Raw genomic sequence first — 23,138 nt, forward strand, 5'->3', positions numbered from 1 at the left:
GTGCGGGGGAGGGATCCTGCGACTCCTTCGTCGCGCAGGATGACAGCGGAGGCGCGAGCGTCCCACGGCCAGCCTGCGCGAATACCTCACCGTCATCCTGCGTGAGTACCCCACCGTCATCCTGCGCGAGCTTGCGAGTCGCAGGATCTCACCCCCACCCCGCCGAGAGATCCTTCCACTCGGGGTTCTTCCGCTCGACCAGGTCGATCTTCCATTGCCGGCCACGGTTCTTGATCTTCTTCTCGACGGCGATCGCATCGGTGATGCTCCCTCCGTTGGCGAACCAGACCAGCCTGGTGAGACGGTATCTGCTGGCGAATCCGGGTGCCGTGCCAGTGCGGTGCTCGGACAGGCGACGGGGCAGATCGTTGGTCACCCCGACGTAGAGGGTGCCACGGGGACGATTCGTCAGGATGTAGACATACGCGGTGCGCGTCATGAGGGGTGCGGGGTGAGATCCTGCGACTCGTTCCTCGCGCAGGATGACAGCTGGCGCGTCCTCGCGCAGGATGACGGTGGGGCCGAGATTTTCGTACGGTGGCGTGCGTAGAGCGGCATTTCTGCACCGTACGCGAGAGGTGCTGATCGGTGTCAAGCGATCGGGCGTGAAAGGCGCGACTCCGTCATCCTGCGCGACGGAGGAGTCGCAGGATCCTGCGACTCGCAAGCTCGCGCAGGATGACAGGCGGAGTGACCGCGCAGGGTGACAGGCGGGGTGACCGCGCAGGATGACAGGTGGAACGAGCCTGCGACCGCAGCCCTACACGACCACCGGGCGGCCCACTCCGACCGGGGTCGTCGACGGCTCCATCCGGATCACGATCGCCTTCGACACGGGGGTGTTGCTCTCGAGCGCGGTGCTGTCGAGCGGCACGAGCACGTTCGCCTCGGGGAAGTACGCCGCGGCGCAGCCGCGCGCCGTCGGGAACGCGACCGTGCGGAAGCCGCGCAGCACCCGGTCGGGCTCGTCCTTCCATTCGCTGAAGATGTCGACCGTCTGACCGTCCTCGAGGCCCAGCTCGGCGAGGTCGTCGGGGTGCACGAAGATCACCGAGCGGCCCTTCTTGATGCCGCGGTAGCGATCGTTGAGGCTGTAGATCGTCGTGTTGAACTGGTCGTGCGAGCGCATGGTCTGCAGCAGCAGGCGGCCCGGCGGGCAGGCGATCGGTTCGAGCTCGTTCACGGTGATGCGGGCCTTGCCGGTCGCGGTGTCGAAGCGGCGCTCGTCGCGGGGTCCGTTCGGCAGGATGAAGCCGTCGCGGGTGCGGGTCTTCTCGTTGTAGCTCTCGCAGCCGGGCACGACGTGCGAGATGTGCTCGCGGATCACGTCGTAGTCGTCGATCATGCCGAGCCAGTCGATGCCGTGGCGGTCGCCGAGGGTCGCGTTCGCGATGCCGCCGACGGTCGCGACCTCCGAACGCACCTGATCCGAGATAGGCGGGATCTGGCCGTGCGAGGCGTGCACGGCGCAGACCGAGTCCTCGACGGTGATGTACTGCGGTCCGGTGAGCTGCTCGTCGACCTCGGTGCGGCCGAGCACGGGCAGGATCAGGGCCTCCTCGCCCGTGATGACGTGCGAGCGGTTGAGCTTCGTCGACAGCTGGATGCTGAGCTCGGTCTTGCGCATGGCCGACTCGGCGAGGTTCGTGTCGGAGATGGCGCCCAGCAGGTTGCCGCCGAGGCCCATCCAGACCTTGATCTTCCCCTCGTCGAGGGCACGGATGCCGTTCACCGCGTCGACGCCGTGGTCGCGGGGCGGTTCGAAGCCGAATTCGGTTCCGAGCGCGTCGAGGAACGAGTCGGGCATCTGCTCCCACACGCCCATGGTGCGGTCGCCCTGCACGTTCGAGTGGCCGCGGATGGGGGAGGCGCCGGCGCCGGGCTTGCCGATGTTGCCGCGGAGCAGCAGGAGGTTGATGATCTCCTTGATCGTCGCGACGCCCTGCCGCTGCTGCGTGATCCCCATGGCCCAGGCGATGATGACCCTGTCGGACTCCAGGTAGCGGTCGGCGAGCTCGTCGATCTCGGCCTGGGAGAGTCCCGTCGCCTGCTCGACCTCCCGCTCGTCGACCTGCGCGATGTGCTCGGCGAACGCCTCGAAACCGTCGCAGTGCCGCTCGATGAAGTCGTGGTCGAGCACCGTGCCGGGCGCGGCGGCCTCGGCCGCGAGCACGCGCTTCGAGATCGCCTGCAGCAGGGCCATGTCGCCGCCGGAGCGGATCTGCAGGAACTGGTCGGCGATCTGCGTGGGCTTGCCGACGTAGCCGCGCACGCGTTGCGGATCCTTGTAGCCGATGAGGCCGGCCTCGGGCAGCGGGTTCACGGCGACGATGCGGGCGCCGTTCTCCTTCGCCTCCTGCAGCGCGGTGAGCATGCGCGGGTGGTTGGTGCCGGGGTTCTGGCCCATGATGATGATCAGGTCGGCCTCGCCGAAGTCGTTGTACGCGATCGTCGACTTGCCGATCCCGACCGAGTAGCTCATGGCGGTGCCCGTGGACTCGTGGCACATGTTCGAGCAGTCGGGCAGGTTGTTCGTGCCGAGTACGCGGGCGAACAGCTGGTAGAGGAACGCGGCCTCGTTCGAGGCGCGGCCGCTCGTGTAGAACGAGGCCTCGTTCGGGTGCTCGAGCCGGTTCAGGTGCTCGGCGACGATGCCGAACGCGCGATCCCAGCTGATCGGTTCGTAGTGGTCGGAGTCCTTCGCCTTGTAGACCGGCTCGACGATGCGCCCCTGCATGCCGAGCCAGTACTCGGTCTTGTCCTCCAGGGAAGTGAGGGAGTGCTCCTGCCAGAACGCGCGCTGGATCTTGAGCGGGGTGGCCTCCCAGGTGACCGCCTTGCCGCCGTTCTCGCAGAACTCGGCGATCTTGCGGTGGCTCGGGTCGGGCCACGCGCAGCTCATGCAGTCGAAGCCGTCCTTCTGGTTGATCTTCGTCATGAGCTTGACCGTGCGGCCGAGCCCCATCTCGAGGATCGCGGGCTCCATCGAGTGGAACACGCCGCCCATGCCGGCCGCGTAGGTCTTCGGCTCGGTGACCTCGATGTCGGCGTCGGAGAAGTCGTCGCGCGGTGCCTTGGGGGTCATGGCTGGCCTGCTTTCTGCAGCGGTGTGCGATCCGCGGGCGTCGATGCCCTTGGCTCGTCTGGATCGTCCGCCGGAGCGGATTCGTTGGTGATGCGGTCGGGGCGGGTGTAGACGACCATGGATTCCCCTCGGAGGAATCCCACGAGGGTGAGGCCCGCCTCCTCGGCGAGCTCCGCGGCGAGCGACGACGGGGCGGAGACGGCGGTGAGCATCGGGATCCCGGCCATGAGCGCCTTCTGCGTGAGCTCGAAGCTCGACCGGCCCGAGACCATGAGCACGCAGGAGCGCGCCGGGACGAGGCCGTGCATGAGCGCCCAGCCCACCACCTTGTCGACGGCGTTGTGCCGGCCGACGTCCTCGCGCAGCACGAGCATCTCGCCCGTCGTCCCGTCGAACAGGGCCGCGGCGTGCAGGCCGCCCGTGCGCTCGAACACGGCCTGCTGCGCGCGCAGCTCGTCGGGGAACCGGACGATCGCGGCGGCGTCGATCGAGAGCGGATCGTTCGCGACGTCGAAGCGGGTCTGCGTGCGCACGGTGTCGATGCTCGCCTTGCCGCACAGCCCGCAGGAGCTCGTGGTGTAAAAGTTGCGCTCGAGGCTCGGATCGGGCGGGGCGACGCCCGGCGCGAGCGCCACGTCGAGCACGTTGTAGGTGTTCTCCTCCCCGTCGGCGGCGCAGTGGATCGCGGCCGCGAAGTGCTCGGCGTGGTGGATCACGCCCTCGGAGACGAGGAAGCCGGCGGCGAGTTCGACGTCGTGGCCGGGGGTGCGCATCGTCACCGCGAGGGGCTTGCTCGCGACCCGGATCTCGAGCGGTTCCTCGACCGCGAGGAAGTCCGCGCGCTTCGAGACGGATCCGCCTGCGGTGAGGCGGGTCACACGACGTCGAGCGGCGATACGGGACACGCTTCTTGGATAGCATCGAAACGAAGCGAGGGCAAGGCTGCGTGCGGATGCGCAGCGGATGGCGAGGCGAGATGTCGGGCGGCGGAGCGGTCACCGCGGAGGAGCACCTCCGATGGATCCTGGATCGGATCCCGCTGCTGCCCGTCCGGGAGGCGGCGCTGGCCGAGTCGGCGGGCCTCGTGCTCGCCGCCGATGTCGACTCGCCGCTCGACCTTCCGCTGTGGGACAACTCCGCGATGGACGGCTACGCCGTGCGCGCCGTCGACCTCGCGGGCGCGGGCGCCGACCGTCCGGTGACCCTGCGCGTGATCGGAGAGGTCGCCGCGGGGAGTCCCGAGGATCCGCGGATCGGGCCGGGCGAAGCGGTCCGCATCATGACGGGCGCACCGCTGCCGAGCAGCGCCGACGCGGTGGTGCCGGTCGAGTGGACCGCGGGCGAGGACCCGGCGGATCCCTGGGCCGAGCACGAGGTGCGGGTGCTGCGCGCCGTCGAATACGGTGCGAACGTGCGGCGCCGCGGCGAGGACGTTTCGGCCGGGACGCCGATCGCGAGCGCCGGCGACCGCCTGAGCGCCGCCCGCATCGCCGGCCTCGCTGCGGCCGGGGTGACCCGGGTGCGCGTCCGCCCGCGACCGCGGGTCGCGATCCTCGTGACCGGATCGGAGCTCCGGGCGCCGGGGGAGCCGCTCGACCGCGGGCAGATCCCGGAATCGAACTCGGTGCTCCTGCGCGCGCTGCTCGCCGAGAACGGGATCGAGGCGAGCCGGGTGCTCGTGAGCGGGGACGACGCGGGCGCTCTCGCCGAGCGGCTCGACCGGCTCGGCGCCTCGACGGACGTCGTGATCACGACCGGCGGGGTCGGGCCCGGGCGCCACGACGTGGTGCGCATCGCCCTCGAACGCGAACCGGAAGTCCGCGCGGTCCGGGTCGCCGTGCGCCCCGGGCAGCCGCAGTGCGTCGGCCGCCTGACGAGCGGAGCATGGATCTTCGCCCTGCCGGGGAACCCCGTGAGCGCCGCGGTGAGCTTCGAACTGTTCGTCCGTCCGGCGCTGCTGCACGCGCAGGGACGGGGCGAGGTGGAGCGCATCCGCGTCCCCGCGAGGGCCGCGGTGGCCTGGCGCGGGGCCGCCGGGCGGCTCCAGGTGCTCCCGATCCGGATCGAGCCGGTAGACGGCGGCCTCGCGTGCCGCCCCGCGGTGGATCCCGGCGGGGTGTCGCACGCGGTCGGCGGGCACGGCTCCGCCGACGGGTACGCGCTCGTCCCCGCGGAGCGCGGCGACGTCGCCGCCGGCGAGACCGTCGACGTGATCCTGGTGGATCGATGAGTCGCACAGGGATCGCGCTCGCCGCCGTCGTGCTGGCCGGAGGCCGCGGGACGCGCCTCGGCGGCCGCGATAAAGCGGAGCTGCGCCTCGGCGGCGAGCGCCTCGTGGATCGCGCGGCGGCCGCGGTGCGTGCCGTCGGCGCGGATCCGGTCGTGGTGGTGGGGCCGGAGCGCGCGGCGGTGCCGGGGTGCGTGATCGTGCGCGAGGATCCGCCGTTCGCGGGGCCGCTGGCCGCGTTGGAGGCTGCGCTCGTCGCGCTGGAGGGGGTCGCCGACGACGCCTGGGCGCTGCTGCTGTCGTGCGATCTGGTGCGCCCTGACGCGGTGGTCGCCCGGCTGGCGCTGCACGACGGCGCGCCGATGGACGCGGATGCGGTGGTGCTGCGCGACCCGGAGGGGCGGGCGCAGTGGCTGGCGGCCGGCTACCGCCTCGGTGCGCTGCGCACCGCGCTCGCGCCGCTCGCGGGCCGCACGGCGAATGCGGCGCTGCGTCGGGTGTTCGAGTCGGTCGCGGTCGGCTTCGTCGACGTGGACGCGGCGGTGGTCGTCGATGTCGACACCCCGGAGGACCTGGAGCGGGCCGAACGGTCGGTCCGTCCCGAATCACCCGAAACAGAGGAGCGAACATGAACGAGCAGAAACGGCTTCCGCCGGAGGCACTCGACGCGTGGCTGGCGGCGGCCGCGGCGGAGCTCGGGGTGGATCCCGGCGCGGTGTCGATCGGCACGGTGCTCGATGTCGCACGCGATGTCGCGCACGACGTGGCCCGCCCGGCGGCGCCGCTCTCGACGTTCCTGCTGGGCGTCGCGTTCGGGCGGCTCGGGGACGACGCGGATCCCGAGCGGTTGGACGGGTTGGCGGCGCTCCTCGTCGATCGCGCCGATGCCTGGAAGCAGGCGCAGGAACCGGGGGAGTGAGCAGGGTCGTGCGCCGCGATGCGCGGCGCACGACCCTGCTCGACGGTGTCGGCCGCCCGCGTCAGTTGCCCATGACCTTCTGGAAGGCCTTGGTGTAGCGGTCGTCCTCCTGCGCGGTGAGCGAGCGCATGTCGAAGATGTGCTTCGACATCTCCTCGTCGGGGAAGATCAGCGGGTTGTCGGCGAGCTTGGGGTCGAGCTTCGCCATGGCGTCGCGCGCTCCGGCGACGGGCGTGACGTACTGCACGTACTGCGCGACGCGGGCCGCGACCTCGGGCTCGTAGTAGTAGTTCACGAGCTCGTGCACCTGCTTGTAGGACTCGGTGGCCTTCGGCATGGAGAACGAGTCGATGAACACGGAGGCGCCCGATTCGGGTACGACGAACTTCCAGATCTCCTCGCCGGCCTCCTCGTTGAGGATCGCGATGTCGCCTGACCAGCACATGCCGGCCCAGATCTTTTCCTGCTGCAGGTCCTGGGTGTAGGAGTTGCCCTTGATGGTGGCGACCTGGCCCTTCGCGAGCTGCTTCTTGACGACGTCGAGCGCGGCGTAGAACTGGTCGTCGCCCCACTTGTCGCCGACGATATCGACGCCCTGCTCGAGCATGATGAGCCCGGTCGTGTCGTCCTGCTCCGAGAGCAGATTGACCTTGCCCTTGAGCTCGGGCGCCCACAGATCCGAGACCCGCTTGATGCCCTTGGGATAGAGCTTGGTGTTGTAGACCAGTCCTGTCATGCCCGCCTGGTAGGGGATCGACATGATGCGGTCCGGGTCGAAGGTCGCATGCTTCACTAGGTCGATCATCTGCTCGCCGACGTTGGGCACGAGGCTCCGGTCGAACTTGCGCAGCTGGTCCTTCTCGACGAGGCGGACGATGGTCGTGTCGGACGGGACGAAGACGTCGTAGCCGGTGTCCTGCCCGAGCTGCAGCTGGTCCTTGATCTTCGCGATGAAGGTCTTGTTGTCGTCGATGTCCTCGTAGTAGTCGACCGCGATGTCGGTCTTCTCCATGAAGTCGTTGAGCGTCGGGTAGTCCTTCGTCTTCTCGTCGAAGTCGAGGTAGTAGGTCCAGTTCGCCCAGCGGATGGTGCCCTTGGAGCCGTCGCCGTAGGTCTTCTTGCTCGAGCAGGCCGCGAGTCCGCTCGCGCCGAGCAGTGCGGCACCGAGTCCGGCGCCCTGCAGCAGGCGGCGGCGGCTGACGGGAGCCTGCCGGGCGCGCTGGACGAGCGAACGGATGATCGGGTCCTCGGGGAGGGGATTCGGCATGTTCTTCTCCTTTGAAGTGCGTGCGTCCCCATCCTGGCACGCCGTGCCGCCCCGCCGGGCGAACAGCCTGTGCGGGGCGCTACCGCCGCGCGGACACAGTGTCGTGCAGCGCGCCGGCGATGGCCGGGGGCGCCGCGAGCAGCAGCGGTTCCCCCGGGGGAGTCCGCTCGTCGACGCCGCGGAGCTCGGCACCGGCCTCGCGCGCGATGAGCGCGGCCGCGGCGTAGTCCCAGGGCTGGAGCCCGCGCTCGTAGTAGGCGTCGAGACGCCCGGACGCGACCATGCAGAGGTCGTAGGCGGCCGAGCCGAGACGCCGGATGTCCCGGACGCGCGGCAGGACCCGGGCGACGACCTCGGCCTGCTCGGCGCGGCGCTCGGACGTGTATCCGAACCCGGTGCCGACGAGCGCGAGACCGAGCTCCTGCTGCGCGGAGACGCGGATCGGGACCCCGTTGCGGGTCGCGCCGCCGCCCGCCGAAGCGACGAACAGCTCGCCGGATCGCGGCGCGCAGACGGCCCCCGCGACCGCGCGACGGCCGTCGGCGAACGCGGTCGGATCGGACACGGTCGCCGCGATGCTCACCGAGAAGATCGGCAGGTCGTAGAGGTAGTTGACGGTGCCGTCGATCGGGTCGACGACCCAGGTGATACCCGTCGTGCCCGAATCGCTCGCGCCCTCCTCGCCGAGGATGCCGTCGTCGGGCCTCGCCTCTCGGATGAGGGCCGCGACGAGGCGCTCCGCCTCGCGATCCGCGGCGGTCACGACATCGGTCGCGCTCGACTTGGTCGCGGCGACGTCCACGCCGGCATCGCGCAGCTGGGCGATCCGCCGACCGGCGGTCTCGGCGACGGTCGCGGCGATGGCGGCCAGTTCGGCGGCGAGAGCCGCGGAGACGGCGGGAGCGGAGGAGGGCATCTCGGTCATGCCACGAGCCTACGGTGCGTCGAAGCGACGATCCGGTGACGGGCCGGCGAAGCCTCAGAGAACTCCCGGGCGGCGTGCGGCTCCGACCCGGGAAGCGGGAGTTGAGTGGGCCGGGTGAGCGAGCTGCTGACCGCGCCCCGGACCGAAGCCGGCCGGGTCGCCCATCGCCGCGGGGACGTGCGGACGCTCCTCGCCGCCGTCGCGGTCGGACTCGCCGCCGCGCTGATCAGCGCGATCGGCTCGTGGACCCCCTCGCTCTGGGGCGACGAAGCTGCCAGTGTGCTCTCGGCCACCCGGCCCGTCGACACGCTCCTCCCGATGCTCGGCCGCGTCGACGCCGTGCACGGGGCCTACTACCTCTTCCTGCACGGCTGGATCGAGCTCTTCGGTGCGAGCCCGTTCTCCGTGCGCCTGCCCTCCGCGATCTCTGGAGGACTCTGCGCCGCGGGCGTGACCTGGCTGTGCACGCGATTCGGCTCCCTGCGCTTCGGCGTCGCGGCGGGCCTGATCACCGCGATCCTGCCGCGCATGACCTACGCCGGCGAGGAGGCCCGCTCCTCCGCGTTCTCGGCGGTCATCGCGACCGCGATCTGCCTCATCATCGTCGAGATCCTGAGGCGCGAGCACCCCTCTCGCCGGTGGTGGGCGGCCTACGGCGCCGCGCTCGCCGCCGGGATCGTCGTCTTCTGCTACCTGGCGCTCATGGCGCTCGCGGTCGGCGCGATGCTCGTCGCGACCCCGCCGGCGCGGCGCCTGCTGCGACCCTGGGCGCTCGCTTCGGGCATCGCCGTGCTCGCCGCATCGCCGGTGCTCGTCCTCGCCGTGCTCGAGCGCGACCAGATCGCATTCCTCGGCGACCGGGAGGCCATCACCCCCGACTCGGTGCTCGTGCAGATGTGGTTCGGCTCGCCGTCCGTCGCGATCATCGCGTGGGCGCTGATCGCCGTTGCCGTCGCCGGACTCGTGATCGAGCTGGTGCGGATCCGGAACGCGACCGGGAACGGGCGTCTGGGCCGGAGCCGTTCCGAGGCGCCGGGTCGGACGGTGCTGCGTCCCGAGACGCTCGCGCTCGCGTGGCTCGTGATCCCCATCGGGGCGGTGCTGGTCGCCAGCATCGTGCTGCCCCTCTACATGGCGAGGTACGGCACCTTCGCCGCGCCGGCCGCGGCGGTCCTCATCGCGCTCGGACTGCGGCGGCTCGCCCGGCTGTCGCGTCCCGGGGGCGTCCCGATCCTGGCCGCGGTCGCGGCGCTCGCGCTGCTCGCGACCGTCGTCCCCGTGTGGGCCGCGCAGCGGGGGCCGTACGCCAAGAACGATTCCGACTGGAACGAGATCGCCGCGGCCGTCCGCGATCGCGCGGAGCCCGGGGACGCGGTCGTGTTCGACGAGACGAGCCGGCCGTCGCGACGTCCCCGACTCGCGATGGACACCGACCCGGAGGCGTTCCGCGCCGTGTCGGATCCGACCCTCCGCATCTCCTATGCGCGCAGCGGGACCTGGTACTCCTCGGTCTTCACGGTGGCCGAGGCCGCTGCTCGCGGCCGGTTCGACGGGATCGATCGCGTGTGGCTCGTCGAGTACGCGGACGGAGGAACGACCGACGACTGGGGCGAGGCCGAGCTCCGGGCCCTCGGGTTCCGGCCGGTCGACCGGATCCCGGGGCACCGGAGCGAGATCCTCCTCTACGAGCGGACCTCCTCGGCGAGCACGTAGGCGTCCTCACCGTGGTGCCGGCCGTCGATGCCGTCGGCCTCGACCTCGGCCGGGACCCGGAGCCCCGTGACCGCCCGGACGGCGAGCGCGATCAGCAGGGCGACGATGAAGGAGTAGCCGGCGACCGCGACCACCGAGATCGCCTGCACGAGCAGCTGTCCGGCGTTCCCGCCGGTGAACAGGCCCGTGCCGGTCGCGAAGAAGCCGAGGTACAGGGTGCCCAGCGCGCCGGCGACGAGGTGCAGCCCGACGACGTCGAGCGAGTCGTCGAAGCCCAGCCGGTACTTGGCCTCCACCGCGACCGCGCAGGCCGCGCCCGCGAGGATCCCGAGCAGGATCGCCCAGATCGGCGCGAGGTTCGCGCACGCCGGGGTGATCGCGACGAGCCCGGCGACCGCGCCCGAGCACGCGCCGACCGCCCCCGGTCGGCGCCCGCGCAGCGCATCCGTGGCGAGCCAGCCCATGATCCCGGCGGTCGCCGCGACGATGGTGTTCACCACGATGAGGCCGGCCTGCGCGTCGTTCTGCGCGGTGCCGGCGTTGAACCCGATCCAGCCGAACCACAGCAGGGCGGCGCCGATGGTGACGAGCGGCACGCTGTGCGGGCGGTGCGCCCCCGGGGCGAAGTCGATGCGCCGACCGGCGACGAGCGCGAGCGCGAGAGCCGCGGCGCCCGCGCTGATGTGCACGGCGGTGCCGCCGGCCCAGTCGATCACGTCCGCGGTGCCGAGCATGCCGCCCAGCTTCTGGATCCAGCCGCCGCCCCAGACCCAGGCCGCCACCGGGAAGTACACGAGGGTCGCCCAGAGGCCGGCGAACAGCATCCAGGATCCGAGACCGACCCGGTCCGCGATCGCGCCCGAGATGAGGGCGGTGCTGATCATCGCGAACGTAGCGCCGAAGCCGGCAGAGACGAACGATCCCGGATCGGTCGAGATGAAGCCGAGGTCCTTCAGCGGGTTCCCCGCGAACCCCGGTGCCTCGCCGGGGCCGAACACGGTCATGCCGTAGCCGTAGAGCACCCAGAGGACCCCGACGAGCCCCATGGCGCTCAGGCTGAACATCATCATGTTCACCACGGATCGGACGCGGACGAGGCCGCCGTAGAACAGGGCGAGGCCGGGGGTCATCACGAGCACCAGCGCGGTGCTCGTCACCATCCAGACGGCATTCGGGGTCATGTGGGCTCCGTTCGTTCCGCGGCGGTCGATTCCACCGGTGGGAGCAGTGTGCGCGCCGGTCGTTGCGCATCGGTGACGGTCGTGTTTCCCGCCCGTTACGATGCGGCCGATCCGATGACGATCCTGTTTCGCGGGCGGAACGGCGGGGATCCTGCTAAGCTGTTCAGGTTGCCGTCCAACGGCCGCGGATAAAGAGAGCCCCCAGCACCATGCTGGAGGCGCCGCGCAACAAGCGAAAGGGGACCCAATATGGCACTGCCTGCAGAGGTCAAGAAGGCGATCATCGACGAGTACGCGACCCACCCCGGTGACACCGGTTCCCCCGAGGTCCAGGTCGCGATGCTCACGCAGCGGATCAAGGATCTCACCGAGCACCTGAAGGAGCACAAGCACGACCACCACTCGCGTCGCGGTCTGCTGCTCCTCGTCGGCCAGCGCCGTCGTCTCCTGGGCTACCTCCAGAACGTCGACATCGCGCGCTACCGCTCGCTCATCGAGCGCCTCGGCCTGCGTCGATAGTTTCGGCTTCGGGATCGGCATGCCGATCCACGACCCGGAAGGGCCCGTCACCTCGCGGTGGCGGGCCCTTCGTCGTTCCCGGGACGCGGTTCGAATCGGCCGGGTCCCGGTCCGGGTCTCGGCCCGGGCGCCCGGATCAGTAGGGGAACGCCGCCGAGAACAGGTTCACGATCAGGCTCAGCACCATCGCTGCCACGCTGATGCTCGCGCTCACGAGCGCGCCGATCGCGGCCCAGCGCCAGCGCTCCGCGTCGCGGAGGAGCACGCCGAAGATGGCGAGGCCGAGCGCCACGAGCAGGAGGATCGCCTGCAGGGTCTGCACGACGCCGGTCACCGGCGCGAGGCTCTGGCCCGAGCTGAGGGCCGAGCGGTAGAAGACCGGTGAGAGGACGCTGATCAAGGTCGAGAACGCGACGAGACCGAGCGCGATGATCCCGGGCACGTTGAGACGGCCCTCGGACGCGGGCGAGGCGGCGGTGTACGCGGCCTGCGGCGGCGCGTACTGCTGCGGCTGCGCGGCGGCCTGCGGCTGCGCGGCGGTGGGCTGCGGCGCGTACTGCGGGGGAGCGTACTGCGGCTGCTGCGGCGGCTGCTGCGGGAAATTCTGCTGCGGAGTGCTCATACCGGAAAGCCTAGGCCACCCGCCGCGCCGGGCGGCGGGAGACCGGCGTCTCGTGGCCTCGATCCGGGCGCGCCGCCGACGGCCGATATCCTGGAACCATGATGGTGAGCGACCGAGTCCCGAGCCGACGAGCGGAGTCTCGGTGAGCGGAGCCGACGGCTCGAACGACTCGGTGTTCCTGCGCGCGCTCGGACCCGACGCTGAGCGCCTGCATCCGGCGGTCGCGAGCTACGTCTCCGGTCCGCCCGAGCCGGGGCTCGTCGGCATCGGGGCGGGGGTGTTCGAGGTCGCGGGCAGCCGCTACGGGCGATGGAACCTGCTCGCTCGGCTGGTGGTCGGCCCGGAGGTCCTGCTGACCGCTCGCGAGCGGGACGTCCCGTTCGAGGTGGTGAACCGACCGGCGCGGCGCGGCGATGGACGCATCGAACTGCGGGCCGAGCGCTTCTTCCTCTTCAGCACCGGCACGCAGGGCTTCACCGATGTGCTGCGCGCGACCGGGGAGCCCGGGATCCTGCACGATCTGCTCGGCCCGAAGCGACGCGTCGAACTGCGGCTGCGCTGCGAGCCGGACCCGGCGGGGAACCTGCGGATGCGGTCGGAGCGAAGCTGGCTGCGCCTGTGGCGATTCCGGATCCCGCTGCCGGCGGTGCTGACGGTCTCCGTCGACCTCGAGGACGGCTACGACGCGGCGGCGGAACGGCAGACGATCCGCGCGCTGGTGCGCAACCCGATCCTCGGCACGGTGCTCGAGTACCGCGGTTCGTTCACCTACCGCTACGCCGCCGACTGACCGTTCGAGCGCCCGAGGGGCTTAGGAGTACAGCGGGCTCGTCGCAAGCTCGGACAGCATGAACTGCATGAACATGACGGTCCAGATCGTGGTGATCACCAGCGAGACGAGGACGCAGGCCAGGTTGGCCCACAGCGGCCACCCCGGGGTGCGGGTCACCTTGCGCAGGACCACGTGACGCCCGATCAGGTAGACGGTCGCCCCGAGGAACGCGAACGCCCAGTGGAAGGGGCGGACGACGCCGAGCGCCGTCAGCCGCTTGGAGTCCCGGTGGGCCGCGACGATGATGAGCGCCGTAAGGGCCCAGCCCAGGAGAGCCACGATCCCGGTGGTCGCGAAGTAGGAGATGAACCCGCTCTGGTCTCCCTCCGTGAGGGAGCGCACATAGCCGCGCACGTCGATCAGGAAAATGGAGGGAACGGCGAGGAGCTGCGCCAGGGCGATCACCCAGGTCCAGGGGCCGTCGACTGCGAGGTGATCAGCGAGCCGTGGGCGTTCGAGCACGGCGGGGCGCGGGGCGGCGGCGACCGGAGCGGATCCCTGCGTGTGCGCGGTCCACGCGGAGCCGTCCCACCACCGCACCGTCCCGGTGCCGTCGGGGTACCAGCCCGGGGCGGGCTGCTGCTGGGCGGGGAACTGCGCGTGATTCGGATCGCTCATGATGACTCCAGGCTAACGGGAGAGGCCCCGTGCTCCGTCGGAACGGTGCACGGGGCCTCTCTCGTGAGGTCTGATCGGATCAGATCTTCGACGAAGCGTCCTTGAGGACGCTGCGCAGGATGCCGCCGATCTCAGCGAACTCCGACGGACCGATGGTCAGCGGCGGGGCGAGCTGGATGACGGGGTCTCCACGGTCGTCGGCGCGGCAGTAGAGGCCGGCCTCCCACAGCGCGGGGGAGAGGTAGTCGCGCAGGAGTCGGTTCGACTCCTCCTCGTTGAAGGTCTCCTTCGTGGCCTTGTCCTTGACGAGCTCGATTCCGAAGAAGTAGCCCTCGCCGCGGACGTCGCCCACGATGTCGATGTCGAGGAGCTTCTCGAGCTCGGCGCGGAACAGCGGGCTGTTCTCGCGCACGCGGCCGTTGAGGTCCTCTTCCTCGAAGATGTCGAGGTTCTCGAGCGCCGCAGCCGCCGCAGCCGGGTGACCGGCGAAGGTGAAGCCGTGGTAGAAGGTGTTGTCGACCGAGTTGAACGGCTCCGACACCTTGTCCGAGACGATCATCGCACCGAGCGGGACGTAGCCCGAGGTGATGCCCTTGGCGGACGTGATGATGTCGGGCTCGTAGCCGAGAGCCTTCGAGGCGAAGAAGTCGCCGACGCGACCGTAGGCGCAGATGACCTCATCCGAGACGAGCAGCACGTCGTACTGGTCGCAGATCTCGCGCACGCGCTTGAAGTATCCGGGGGGAGGCGGGAAGCAGCCGCCCGAGTTCTGCACGGGCTCGAGGAAGACAGCGGCAACGGTGTCGGGACCCTCGAAGAGGATCGCCTCCTCGATGCGGTTCGCCGCCCACTGGCCGAAGGCCTCGAGATCGTCGCTCGGGGCGCCCATCTCGTCGGCGCGGTAGAAGTTGGTGTTCGGAACGCGGTGACCACCCGGGGTCAGCGGCTCGTAGAACTTCTTCATGTCGGGGATGCCGGTGATCGCCAGCGCGCCCTGCGGGGTGCCGTGGTAGGCGACCGAGCGCGAGATGACCTTGTGCTTCATCGGCTTGCCCTGGATCTTCCAGAAGTGCTTCGCCAGCTTGAACGCCGACTCCACAGCTTCGCCACCACCGGTGGTGAAGAAGACCTTGTTCATCTGGCCGGGAGCGTAGGACGCGAGGCGCTCCGACAGCTCGATCGCGGCGGGGTGGCCGTAGGACCAGATCGGCATGAAGTCGAGCTGCTTCATCTGCTTGGCGGCGGCCTGCACGATGCGGTCGCGGCCGTGGCCGGCGTTGACCACGAACAGGCCGGCGAGGCCGTCGATGTACTGCTTGCCGGCAGCGTCGTAGATGTGGTGTCCCTCGGCGCGGGTGATGACGGGGATGCCGTCGTTCAGCACCTTGCGGTTGGTGAAGTGCGGCCACATGTGGCGCTTGGCCGAAGCCTGAAGAGCGGCGGTGTCGACCGCTGCCGTCGGATCAAAAGACATGGTTATCGTGTTCCCCAGTCGTATTTCTGTTTCTTGAGTTGGAGGTAGACGAAGGTCTCGGTTGAGGCGACCCCGTCGAGCGTTCTGATCTTTTGGTTCAGGAACTCGATGAGGCCATCGTCATCCTCGCACACGACCTCCGCCATCAGGTCGAAAGATCCCGCACTGAGGATCAGGTACGAGACCTCCGGCAAGTCGGCGAGGTGGTCGGCGACGACCCTGGTGTCGCCGGAGACGCGAATGCCGATCATGGCGAGCCGGCTGAAGCCGATCCGCATCGGGTCGGTCACGGCAACGATCTGCATGACCCCGGCATCGGTGAGCTTCTGCACCCGCTGGCGGACGGCGGCCTCGCTGAGACCGACCGCCTTGCCGATCTCGGCGTACGAGCGGCGACCATCGATCTGAAGCTGTTCGATGATCGCCTTCGACGTCGCGTCGAGGGCGAGTGAAGTTCGCTTGCTGCTCACGGTTTCGATCTTGGCACTCCGCGGGCGGAAACGCAAAGGAATTCGAAGCGAGTTCGGGAAAATGCTGGGGATTCCGCAGGTCCGTTCCGCGTGTCGGGGAGCGACGCGCAGGATGCGCGGGGCGCCGGAAGGCACGCCGGAGCCGGACACCGTGTTCGGAATCCGACCAGGATCGGACGCTGGATTCGAAGATCCGTAACGTTCACGTGAAGATTCGTCGAACCCGCGCCCGGGCTGCTGGTTCGCGCACCGGCTCTGTGGAATAGTTCGGAACGACCGACCCGGCGATGAGGCTTCAGGATCGTCGCACGGGGGACCGTCATGCATCGAGTCAAAGGAGACCCGAGATGAACAGAGTGCCCGAGGACCCCGTAGTCCGAGACCTCGTCGCCATGGTGCGCGGCGCCCAGATGAACCGTCGCGGACTCCTGCGGGTCGGCGCTGCCGGAGCGGCCGGTGTCGGAGCGCTCGCGCTCAGCGCCTGCGCGGGAGGCGCACCGAAGGTCGATCAGGGGACCGGCAAGGCCGGCTCGATCGTGTGGGGCAACTGGACCTACTACCTCGACTACGACTCGAAGACCCAGACCTTCCCGACGCTCGACGCGTTCATGAAGCAGACGAACATCAAGGTCGAGTACCTCGAGGACATCGACGACAACAACACCTTCTACGGCAAGATCAAGGATCAGCTGAAGCTCGGCCAGGACACCGGCTACGACGTGATCACCCTGACCGACTGGATGGACGCCCGCCTCATCGAGGCGAAGCAGATCCAGGAGTTCGACTACGCGAACCTCGCCAACGTCACGGCGAATCTCATCGACTCGCAGAAGAACGCGCTCGACGTCGATCCCGGCCGCCGCTTCACGATCCCGTGGCAGCTTCCCGCCTCGGGCTTCGTCTGGAACAAGAAGCTGGTGCCCCAGGGCGTGCGCACGCTCGAGGACTTCATGCGCCCCGAGCTCAAGGGCAAGGTGGGCGTGCTGACCGAGATGCGCGACACCATGGGCATCATCATGCAGGCGCAGGGGGTCGACGTCGCGCAGAAGACCTGGGGCGACGCCGAGTTCGACCGGGCGCTGCAGTGGCTCGACGACGGGCTGAAGAGCGGCCAGATCTCGAAGGTCAAGGGCAACTCCTATACCCAGGACCTTGAGAAGGAGGACACCCTCGCAGCGATCGCCTGGACGGGCGACATCGTCATGCTGAACGCCGAGCAGGGCGACAAGTGGACCCTCGAGGTGCCCGAGTCCGGTGGCATGATCACGGCGGACTCGCTCACGGTGCCGAACGGCACCTCGGCGAAGAACAAGAAGCTCGTCGAGCAGCTGATCGACTACTACTACCAGCCGGAGATCGCGGCGCAGGTGGTGGCCTACACCTCGTTCGTGCCGCCCGTGAAGGGCGCCAAGGAGGCGATGGCGAAGATCGACCCGAAGCAGGTCGACAATCCGTTGATCTTCCCGGACGCGGAGATGGACAAGCGGTTGCACAACTTCCGCACCCTGACTCCGCAGGAGGACAAGAAGTACACGGCCGCATTCAACAAGGTACTGGGACTGTAAACACGCATATGAACGACGCACACTCCTTCGCAGAGGCCGGAGCCGACCTCACCCTCACCGGGATCCAGAAGCGATTCCCGGGATTCACCGCCATCGAGCACCTCGACCTCGAGATCCCCGCGGGATCCTTCTTCGCGCTGCTCGGCCCCTCGGGCTGCGGCAAGACCACGACCCTGCGGCTCGTCGCGGGCCTCGAGGATCCGACCGCCGGTCGGATCCTGATCGGCGGCCGCGACGTCACCGCGCTGAAGCCGCACAAGCGACCGGTCAACACCGTGTTCCAGTCCTACGCGCTGTTCCCGCACATGACGATCCTGGAGAACGTCGCCTTCGGGCTCCGCCGCCGCAGGGTGGGGGATCCGGTGGGCAAGGCCAAGGAGGCGCTGGAGCTCGTCGAGCTGGCGCACATCTCCGATCGCAAGCCCGCCCAGCTCTCGGGCGGCCAGCAGCAGCGCGTCGCGCTCGCCCGCGCCGTCGTGAACCGGCCCGCGCTGCTGCTGCTCGACGAGCCGCTCGGCGCGCTCGACCTCAAGCTGCGCCGTCAGATGCAGCAGGAGCTCAAGCAGATCCAGCAGGAGGTCGGCCTGACCTTCCTCCACGTGACCCACGACCAGGAGGAGGCCATGACCATGGCCGACACGGTCGCGGTCATGAACAAGGGCCGCATCGAGCAGATGGGCGCCCCCGAGGAACTCTACGAGCTGCCGCGAACCGTGTTCGTCGCGAACTTCCTCGGGCAGTCCAACCTGTTCGAGGTGCAGGTCGTCGGCGGCACCGATCGGGTCGTGCAGACGACGCTGAACGGCGGCCGCATCACCGTGCTGCGCGAGCGGACCGAGCGCGACGGCGGCACGATCACCGTCGGCGTCCGGCCCGAGAAGCTGCGGCTCCACCGCGAGCAGCCCGTCGACGACCCCGCGATCAACGTGATCGGTCCCGGCCGCATCACCGACGTCTCGTTCATCGGCGTCAGCACGCAGTACACGGTGGAGGCGCCCGAGTTCGGCTCGGTGCAGGTGTTCGCGCAGAACGTGGAGGCCGGCCCCGGCGCCCGGCTCGGCGACGAGGTCTGGCTGAGCTGGCACGCCGAGCACACCTTCGGGCTCGCCGACGATCCGACCGGCACCGGTTCGCTCGCCTCCGATCTCTCGACCCGGGCCATGGCGGCCCAGGCGAAGCAGAACTGAGAGGCGAACCGATGGCATTCACCGCATTCTCGACGGGCACGGCGACCGTCGAGCAGGTGCCGAGGAAGCGATCCTGGACCGCGCTGCTGCTGCTCGCGCCCGGCATCGCCTACATGCTCCTGTTCTTCCTCGCGCCCTTCATCCAGCTCGTCATCACTTCCCTCCAGGCCCCCGCGGCCTCGGGCGGCATCGGCGAGTACATCGCGGCGTGGCAGTTCGGCAACTACGCCGACGCCATCGTGCAGTACTGGCCGCACATCCTCCGATCCTTCGTCTACGCGCTCACCGCGACGGTGATCGGGCTCATCATCTGCTATCCGCTGGCTTATCTGATCGGCGTCACGCTGCGCCCGCGGCCCATGCTGCAGGGCATCGCGCTGATCCTCGTGGTCGCGCCGTTCTTCATCAGCTTCCTGCTGCGCACGCTCGCGTGGAAGCAGATCCTGCCCGGCGAGTGGATCGGCACCGACTTCTCGGTCATCTTCGGTCTCGTCTACAACTTCATCCCGTTCATGACCCTGCCGATGTTCGCTTCGCTGCAGCAGCTCGACCTGCGGCTCGTCGAGGCCGGGCAGGATCTCTACGCCTCGCCGGTCACGACGTTCCGCAGGGTCACGCTGCCGCTCTCGCTGCCCGGTGTCGTCTCGGGCACGCTGCTCAGCTTCATCCCGATGGCGGGCGACTACGTGAGCGCGTCGACCGAGTTCCTTGGGTCGACGAAGACCGCGATGATCGGTAACGCGATCGAGTCGAACTTCCTCCGCACGCAGGACTACCCGATGGCGGCGACGCTCTCGATCATCCTGATGGCCGTGATCCTCGTGATCGTGGCGACCTACGTGCGCAAGAGCGGGGCGGAGGATCTGCTGTGAACAAGTTCAGCCTGGGCAAGGCCTTCGTGCCGGTCGTGGGGTCGATCGTCCTGATCTACCTGCTGCTGCCGATCTTCTACGTGATCGTGTTCTCGTTCAACGACGCCGGTCGCAACAACATCACCTGGCGCGGCTTCACGACCGACAACTGGTCCAACCCCTGCGGCGCCCCCGACGTCTGCGAGGCGTTCAGCAACAGCATCCTGGTCGGCGTCGTCGCGACGATCGTCGCGACCGTGCTCGGCAGCGCGATCGCGATTGCGCTCGTGCGGTACCGCTTCAAGTTCCGCTCGACCATCAGCCTGATGCTGTTCACCCCGATGGCGACGCCGGAGGTCGTGCTCGGCGCGGGCCTCGCGGCGCAGTTCCTGCTGGCAGGCGTCGAGAAGGGGATCGGCACCATCATCCTGGCGCACACGATGTTCTGCATCTCGTACGTCGTGGTGGCGGTGAAGGCCCGCGTCGCGAGCCTCGATCCCTCGATCGAGGAGGCCGGACGGGATCTCTACGGTTCGCCCGGGCAGGTGTTCTGGCGGATCACGCTGCCGATGCTCATGCCGGGCATCATCGGTGCGGCCCTGCTCAGCTTCGCGCTGTCGTTCGACGACTTCATCATCACGAACTTCAACTCGGGCACCGCGAACACCTTCCCGAAGTTCATCTACACCTCGGCGCTGCGCGGCGTGCCGGCGCAGGCGAACGTGCTGGCGTCGATCGTGTTCCTCGGCGCGCTCGCGCTCGTGATCATCGTGCAGATGGTCGGAATCAATCGACGGAAACGGCTCGCGAGCCGGTAGAAGCTGCGGCTGCGAGGCCGCCCGGGCTCCGGATCCCCGAAGGGGGTTCGGAGCCCGCCGCCGCTCCCAGGAAACGGTCGGGGGGACCGCCCCGGAGGGTGCATAATGAATCCTTGTTCAGGCGCGAAGACGCGCGTGCGACGATCCGGTTCGACCGGTTCGATCGCCCGAACACCCCGTTCTTAAAGGAGAGAACATGACGACCACCTCGACGGCTCCGAAACGAGCGACGCTCACCAGGAACCTCGGCCTCTGGGCCATCGTCGGTCTCGGCCTCGGCTACATGACCCCCACCGTGGTGTACGACACCTTCGGGATCGTCTCCCAGGAGACGAACAACCTGGTTCCGCTCGCGTACCTCGTCGCGCTCGTCGTGATGCTCTTCACCGCGATCAGCTACGGCAAGATCTCCGCCGCCATCCCGAGCGCGGGCTCCGCCTACACCTACGTGCGCGAGTCGATCCACCCGAACCTCGGCTTCATGGTCGGCTGGACCTCGCTGATCGACTACATCCTGCTGCCGATGGTCAACTGCCTCATCGTCCGCAGCTACATGGAGCAGCTGTTCCCGAGCATCTGGTCGGGCTGGTGGGTCATCGCCTACTGCATCGTGACCACGGGCATCATCTACATCACGATGCGCGGCACCTCGAACCTCAACATGATCCTGCTCGTGTTCGCGATCATCGTCATGGCCGTCTTCGTGTTCATGGTCTGGGTGCAGCTCGCGGGCGGCGCGGGCGCCGGCACGGTCGTCTCGATCACCCCGTTCGTGCACGACGGGGTCGACTTCGGCGCGATCCTCACGGGCGCGACGATCGTCTGCTTCTCGTTCATCGGTTTCGACGCGGTCACCATGTACGCGGAGGAGGCCAAGAGCCCCAAGATCATGCCGAAGGCGATCATGTACACGGTGCTGCTCGGCGGTGCGATCTTCCTCGTCGCCGCGTACTTCACCCAGCTGCGCTTCCCCGACTGGCACGACTTCAGCGACGACGCGCTCTCGAACAGCGCGCTGCCCCAGATCGGCATGGTCACGGGCGGCACCGTCTTCCAGGCCGTGCTCACGGCCGCGGGCTTCGCCGCCTCGGTCGCCTCGGGCCTCGCCTCGCACGCATCGGTCGCCCGCATGCTGCTCGTCATGGGCCGCAACAACGTGCTCCCGGGCAAGTTCTTCGGCTACATCAACCCGAAGACGCACACCCCGACGCTCAACATCCTGCTCGTCGGCGCGATCTGCCTGCTCGCGATGTCCTTCGACCTCGATCTCATCTCGGCGTTCATCAACTTCGGCGCGCTCATCGCGTTCACGTTCGTGAACATCTCGGTGATCGCCTGGTTCGCGATCCGCAAGGGGCTGCGCAAGACACCCGGCCAGATCTTCAAGTACATCGTGATGCCCGGCATCGGCACGGTGCTGACCGGCGTGCTGTGGTCGAAGCTGCACGAGGACGCCCTGATCGGCGGCCTGATCTGGACCGCCATCGGCTTCGTCTACCTGCTCTTCATCACGAAGTTCTTCCGCAAGCGGGTCGTCGGCTTCGACGAGAACCAGACCGTCACCGGCTTCAACAAGGTGCCGGAGGGCGCCGACGCCGACTGATCGGATCCGTCCGCCGGGCTCGGGGCCCGGGTCTCCTCGTGGGACCCGGGCCCCGAGCCCGTTCCGGCACCGCTAAACTGAGGGAATCATGCTCGATCTCGATTTCGCACCGCGCATCCGCGCCGTCCGGTCCACCTTCGCCGATATCGCCGCCGTGCTCGACGTGCCGAAGCTCGAGCGGGAGATCGCCGAGCTCGAGGAGCAGGCCGGCGCCCCCGACCTGTGGGACGATCCCGCGGCCGCGCAGAAGGTGACGAGCGGCCTCTCGCACCGCCAGGCGCGCCTCAAGCGCCTGCGGGGCGTCGAACAGCGTCTCGACGACCTCGACGTGCTCATCGAGCTCGCGCAGGAGATGGACGACGAGGACTCGGCGTCCGAGGCCGGCGACGAGCTGGCTTCGCTCGAGAAGGTCGTGCAGGAGCTCGAGGTCCAGACCATGCTCTCGGGGGAGTACGACGAGCGCGCCGCGGTCGTCACGATCCGCTCGGGCGCCGGCGGCGACGACGCGACCGACTTCGCCGAGATGCTCCTGCGCATGTACCTGCGCTGGGCCGAGCAGCACGACTACCCGACGAAGGTGCTCGACACCTCCTACGCCGAGGGTGCAGGCATCAAGTCGGCGACCTTCGAGATCGACGCGCCCTACGCGTTCGGCACCGTCTCGGTCGAGGCGGGCACGCACCGCCTCGCCCGCATCAGCCCCTTCGGATCCGCCGACAAACGCCAGACGAGCTTCGCCGGCGTCGAGGTGATCCCGCTGCTCGAGGAGGCGACCGAGGTCGACATCCCCGAGTCCGACATCCGCGTCGACGTGTTCCGCTCGAGCGGCCCCGGCGGGCAGTCGGTCAACACGACCGACTCGGCCGTGCGCATCACGCACATCCCCACGGGGATCGTCATCTCGATGCAGAACGAGAAGTCGCAGATCCAGAACCGCGCGGCCGCGATGCGCCTGCTGCAGACGCGCCTGCTGCTGCTGCAGAAGGAGCAGGAGGCCGCGAAGAAGAAGGAGCTGGCCGGATCCGTCACCGCGAGCTGGGGCGACCAGATCCGCTCCTACTTCCTCTACGGGCAGCAGCTCGTCAAGGATCTGCGCACGGGCCACGAGTCCTCGCAGCCCGACGCGGTGTTCAACGGCGACCTCGACGGCTTCATCGCCGCTGGGATCCGCTGGCGCTCGCTCTCGAAGAACGACTGACCGAGCCGCGCGAAAGCTGAGAGCTCCGGGTTCGCCCGCGCGTCGCCGTGGGCGGCCGCGCCCG

At 69.1% G+C, this 23,138-nt stretch carries 22 protein-coding genes; 12 read left to right on the forward strand and 10 right to left on the reverse strand.

From position 1 onward, the window contains the following. Positions 1 to 148: 148 nt before the first annotated feature. The 3 genes from ABD169_RS07645 to fdhD form a co-directional block, all read right to left on the reverse strand. On the reverse strand, positions 149 to 439 hold the full coding sequence (locus tag ABD169_RS07645; RefSeq protein WP_344031113.1) for a GIY-YIG nuclease family protein: 291 nt from the start codon (positions 437 to 439) through the stop codon (positions 149 to 151). Positions 440 to 760: 321 nt separating this feature from the next. Beyond that, entirely contained in the window at positions 761 to 3,085 is a 2,325-nt protein-coding gene (locus tag ABD169_RS07650) for an FdhF/YdeP family oxidoreductase (protein WP_344031114.1), read from the reverse strand. Beyond that, positions 3,082 to 3,990, reverse strand: coding sequence for a formate dehydrogenase accessory sulfurtransferase FdhD (fdhD, locus tag ABD169_RS07655; protein WP_344031115.1), 909 nt, complete (start codon positions 3,988 to 3,990; stop codon positions 3,082 to 3,084). Before fdhD ends, ABD169_RS07650 begins: the two co-directional genes overlap by 4 nt. A gap of 47 nt (positions 3,991 to 4,037) precedes the next feature. Here fdhD and ABD169_RS07660 point away from each other — a divergent pair, with 47 nt between their 5' ends. Genes ABD169_RS07660 through ABD169_RS07670 form a run of 3 tightly spaced genes read left to right on the forward strand, consistent with a single transcriptional unit; the run spans position 4,038 to position 6,231 of the window. After that, positions 4,038 to 5,315, forward strand: a complete 1,278-nt coding sequence (locus tag ABD169_RS07660) for a molybdopterin molybdotransferase MoeA (RefSeq protein ID WP_344031117.1) — start codon at positions 4,038 to 4,040, stop codon at positions 5,313 to 5,315. After that, positions 5,312 to 5,944 carry a molybdenum cofactor guanylyltransferase gene (mobA, locus tag ABD169_RS07665; protein ID WP_344031119.1) on the forward strand — a complete coding sequence of 211 codons (633 nt, stop codon included), beginning with the start codon at positions 5,312 to 5,314 and terminating at the stop codon, positions 5,942 to 5,944. The genes ABD169_RS07660 and mobA overlap by 4 nt, the downstream gene beginning before the upstream one ends. Beyond that, positions 5,941 to 6,231, forward strand: a complete 291-nt coding sequence (locus ABD169_RS07670) for a DUF6457 domain-containing protein (protein ID WP_344031121.1) — start codon at positions 5,941 to 5,943, stop codon at positions 6,229 to 6,231. Before mobA ends, ABD169_RS07670 begins: the two co-directional genes overlap by 4 nt. A gap of 61 nt (positions 6,232 to 6,292) precedes the next feature. Here the strand turns inward: ABD169_RS07670 and ABD169_RS07675 are convergent, their stop codons facing one another. After that, a complete protein-coding gene (locus tag ABD169_RS07675) occupies positions 6,293 to 7,498 on the reverse strand; it encodes an ABC transporter substrate-binding protein (RefSeq protein ID WP_344031123.1) in 1,206 nt (401 codons plus the stop codon). A gap of 79 nt (positions 7,499 to 7,577) precedes the next feature. Beyond that, positions 7,578 to 8,423: an inositol monophosphatase family protein gene (locus ABD169_RS07680; protein WP_344031125.1), complete on the reverse strand. Its 846-nt coding sequence runs from the start codon at positions 8,421 to 8,423 to the stop codon at positions 7,578 to 7,580. 114 nt (positions 8,424 to 8,537) lie between these two features. On the opposite strand from ABD169_RS07680, the gene ABD169_RS07685 reads away from it, so the two are divergent. Beyond that, complete coding sequence (locus tag ABD169_RS07685; RefSeq protein WP_344031127.1) at positions 8,538 to 10,136, forward strand: glycosyltransferase family 39 protein; 1,599 nt, start codon at positions 8,538 to 8,540, stop codon at positions 10,134 to 10,136. Here the strand turns inward: ABD169_RS07685 and ABD169_RS07690 are convergent. After that, entirely contained in the window at positions 10,106 to 11,317 is a 1,212-nt protein-coding gene (locus ABD169_RS07690) for an ammonium transporter (RefSeq protein ID WP_046453982.1), read from the reverse strand. The two genes, ABD169_RS07685 and ABD169_RS07690, sit on opposite strands and share 31 nt — an antisense overlap. Before the next feature lie 249 nt (positions 11,318 to 11,566). Between ABD169_RS07690 and rpsO the strand changes: the two genes are divergently transcribed. Then, on the forward strand, positions 11,567 to 11,836 hold the full coding sequence (gene rpsO, locus ABD169_RS07695) for a 30S ribosomal protein S15 (protein ID WP_046453981.1): 270 nt from the start codon (positions 11,567 to 11,569) through the stop codon (positions 11,834 to 11,836). A gap of 136 nt (positions 11,837 to 11,972) precedes the next feature. Here rpsO and ABD169_RS07700 read toward each other — a convergent pair whose 3' ends face one another. Beyond that, positions 11,973 to 12,458 (reverse strand): hypothetical protein, encoded by a 486-nt coding sequence (locus tag ABD169_RS07700; protein WP_344031129.1) that lies wholly within the window; start codon positions 12,456 to 12,458, stop codon positions 11,973 to 11,975. 142 nt (positions 12,459 to 12,600) lie between these two features. Here ABD169_RS07700 and ABD169_RS07705 point away from each other — a divergent pair, with 142 nt between their 5' ends. Further along, entirely contained in the window at positions 12,601 to 13,248 is a 648-nt protein-coding gene (locus ABD169_RS07705) for a DUF4166 domain-containing protein (RefSeq protein ID WP_344031131.1), read from the forward strand. Positions 13,249 to 13,269: 21 nt separating this feature from the next. Here the strand turns inward: ABD169_RS07705 and ABD169_RS07710 are convergent, their stop codons facing one another. The 3 genes from ABD169_RS07710 to ABD169_RS07720 form a co-directional block, all read right to left on the reverse strand. Next, positions 13,270 to 13,908 (reverse strand): DUF2510 domain-containing protein, encoded by a 639-nt coding sequence (locus tag ABD169_RS07710; RefSeq protein ID WP_344031133.1) that lies wholly within the window; start codon positions 13,906 to 13,908, stop codon positions 13,270 to 13,272. Between the two features lie 79 nt (positions 13,909 to 13,987). Then, entirely contained in the window at positions 13,988 to 15,382 is a 1,395-nt protein-coding gene (locus ABD169_RS07715) for an aspartate aminotransferase family protein (protein WP_046453978.1), read from the reverse strand. Positions 15,383 to 15,384: 2 nt separating this feature from the next. Further along, the gene (locus tag ABD169_RS07720) at positions 15,385 to 15,852 is read right to left on the reverse strand and encodes an Lrp/AsnC family transcriptional regulator (RefSeq protein WP_046453977.1); all 468 of its coding nucleotides are present in this window, start codon (positions 15,850 to 15,852) and stop codon (positions 15,385 to 15,387) included. A gap of 347 nt (positions 15,853 to 16,199) precedes the next feature. Between ABD169_RS07720 and ABD169_RS07725 the strand changes: the two genes are divergently transcribed. The 6 genes from ABD169_RS07725 to prfB all read left to right on the forward strand — a co-directional run bounded on the left by ABD169_RS07725 (position 16,200) and on the right by prfB (position 23,074). Further along, complete coding sequence (locus ABD169_RS07725) at positions 16,200 to 17,417, forward strand: ABC transporter substrate-binding protein (RefSeq protein ID WP_344031136.1); 1,218 nt, start codon at positions 16,200 to 16,202, stop codon at positions 17,415 to 17,417. A gap of 8 nt (positions 17,418 to 17,425) precedes the next feature. Continuing rightward, positions 17,426 to 18,604 carry an ABC transporter ATP-binding protein gene (locus ABD169_RS07730; RefSeq protein WP_344031138.1) on the forward strand — a complete coding sequence of 393 codons (1,179 nt, stop codon included), beginning with the start codon at positions 17,426 to 17,428 and terminating at the stop codon, positions 18,602 to 18,604. A gap of 11 nt (positions 18,605 to 18,615) precedes the next feature. Next, entirely contained in the window at positions 18,616 to 19,476 is an 861-nt protein-coding gene (locus ABD169_RS07735; RefSeq protein ID WP_344031140.1) for an ABC transporter permease, read from the forward strand. After that, positions 19,473 to 20,273: an ABC transporter permease gene (locus tag ABD169_RS07740; protein ID WP_046453973.1), complete on the forward strand. Its 801-nt coding sequence runs from the start codon at positions 19,473 to 19,475 to the stop codon at positions 20,271 to 20,273. The genes ABD169_RS07735 and ABD169_RS07740 overlap by 4 nt, the downstream gene beginning before the upstream one ends. 196 nt (positions 20,274 to 20,469) lie before the next feature. Beyond that, complete coding sequence (locus ABD169_RS07745; protein WP_344031142.1) at positions 20,470 to 21,876, forward strand: APC family permease; 1,407 nt, start codon at positions 20,470 to 20,472, stop codon at positions 21,874 to 21,876. Between the two features lie 88 nt (positions 21,877 to 21,964). After that, positions 21,965 to 23,074: a peptide chain release factor 2 gene (gene prfB / locus ABD169_RS07750; protein WP_046453971.1), complete on the forward strand. Its 1,110-nt coding sequence runs from the start codon at positions 21,965 to 21,967 to the stop codon at positions 23,072 to 23,074. Positions 23,075 to 23,138 lie beyond the last annotated feature (64 nt).

This window comes from Leucobacter iarius (assembly GCF_039530105.1).
In the GTDB taxonomy this organism is placed as follows: Bacteria; Actinomycetota; Actinomycetes; order Actinomycetales; family Microbacteriaceae; genus Leucobacter; species Leucobacter iarius.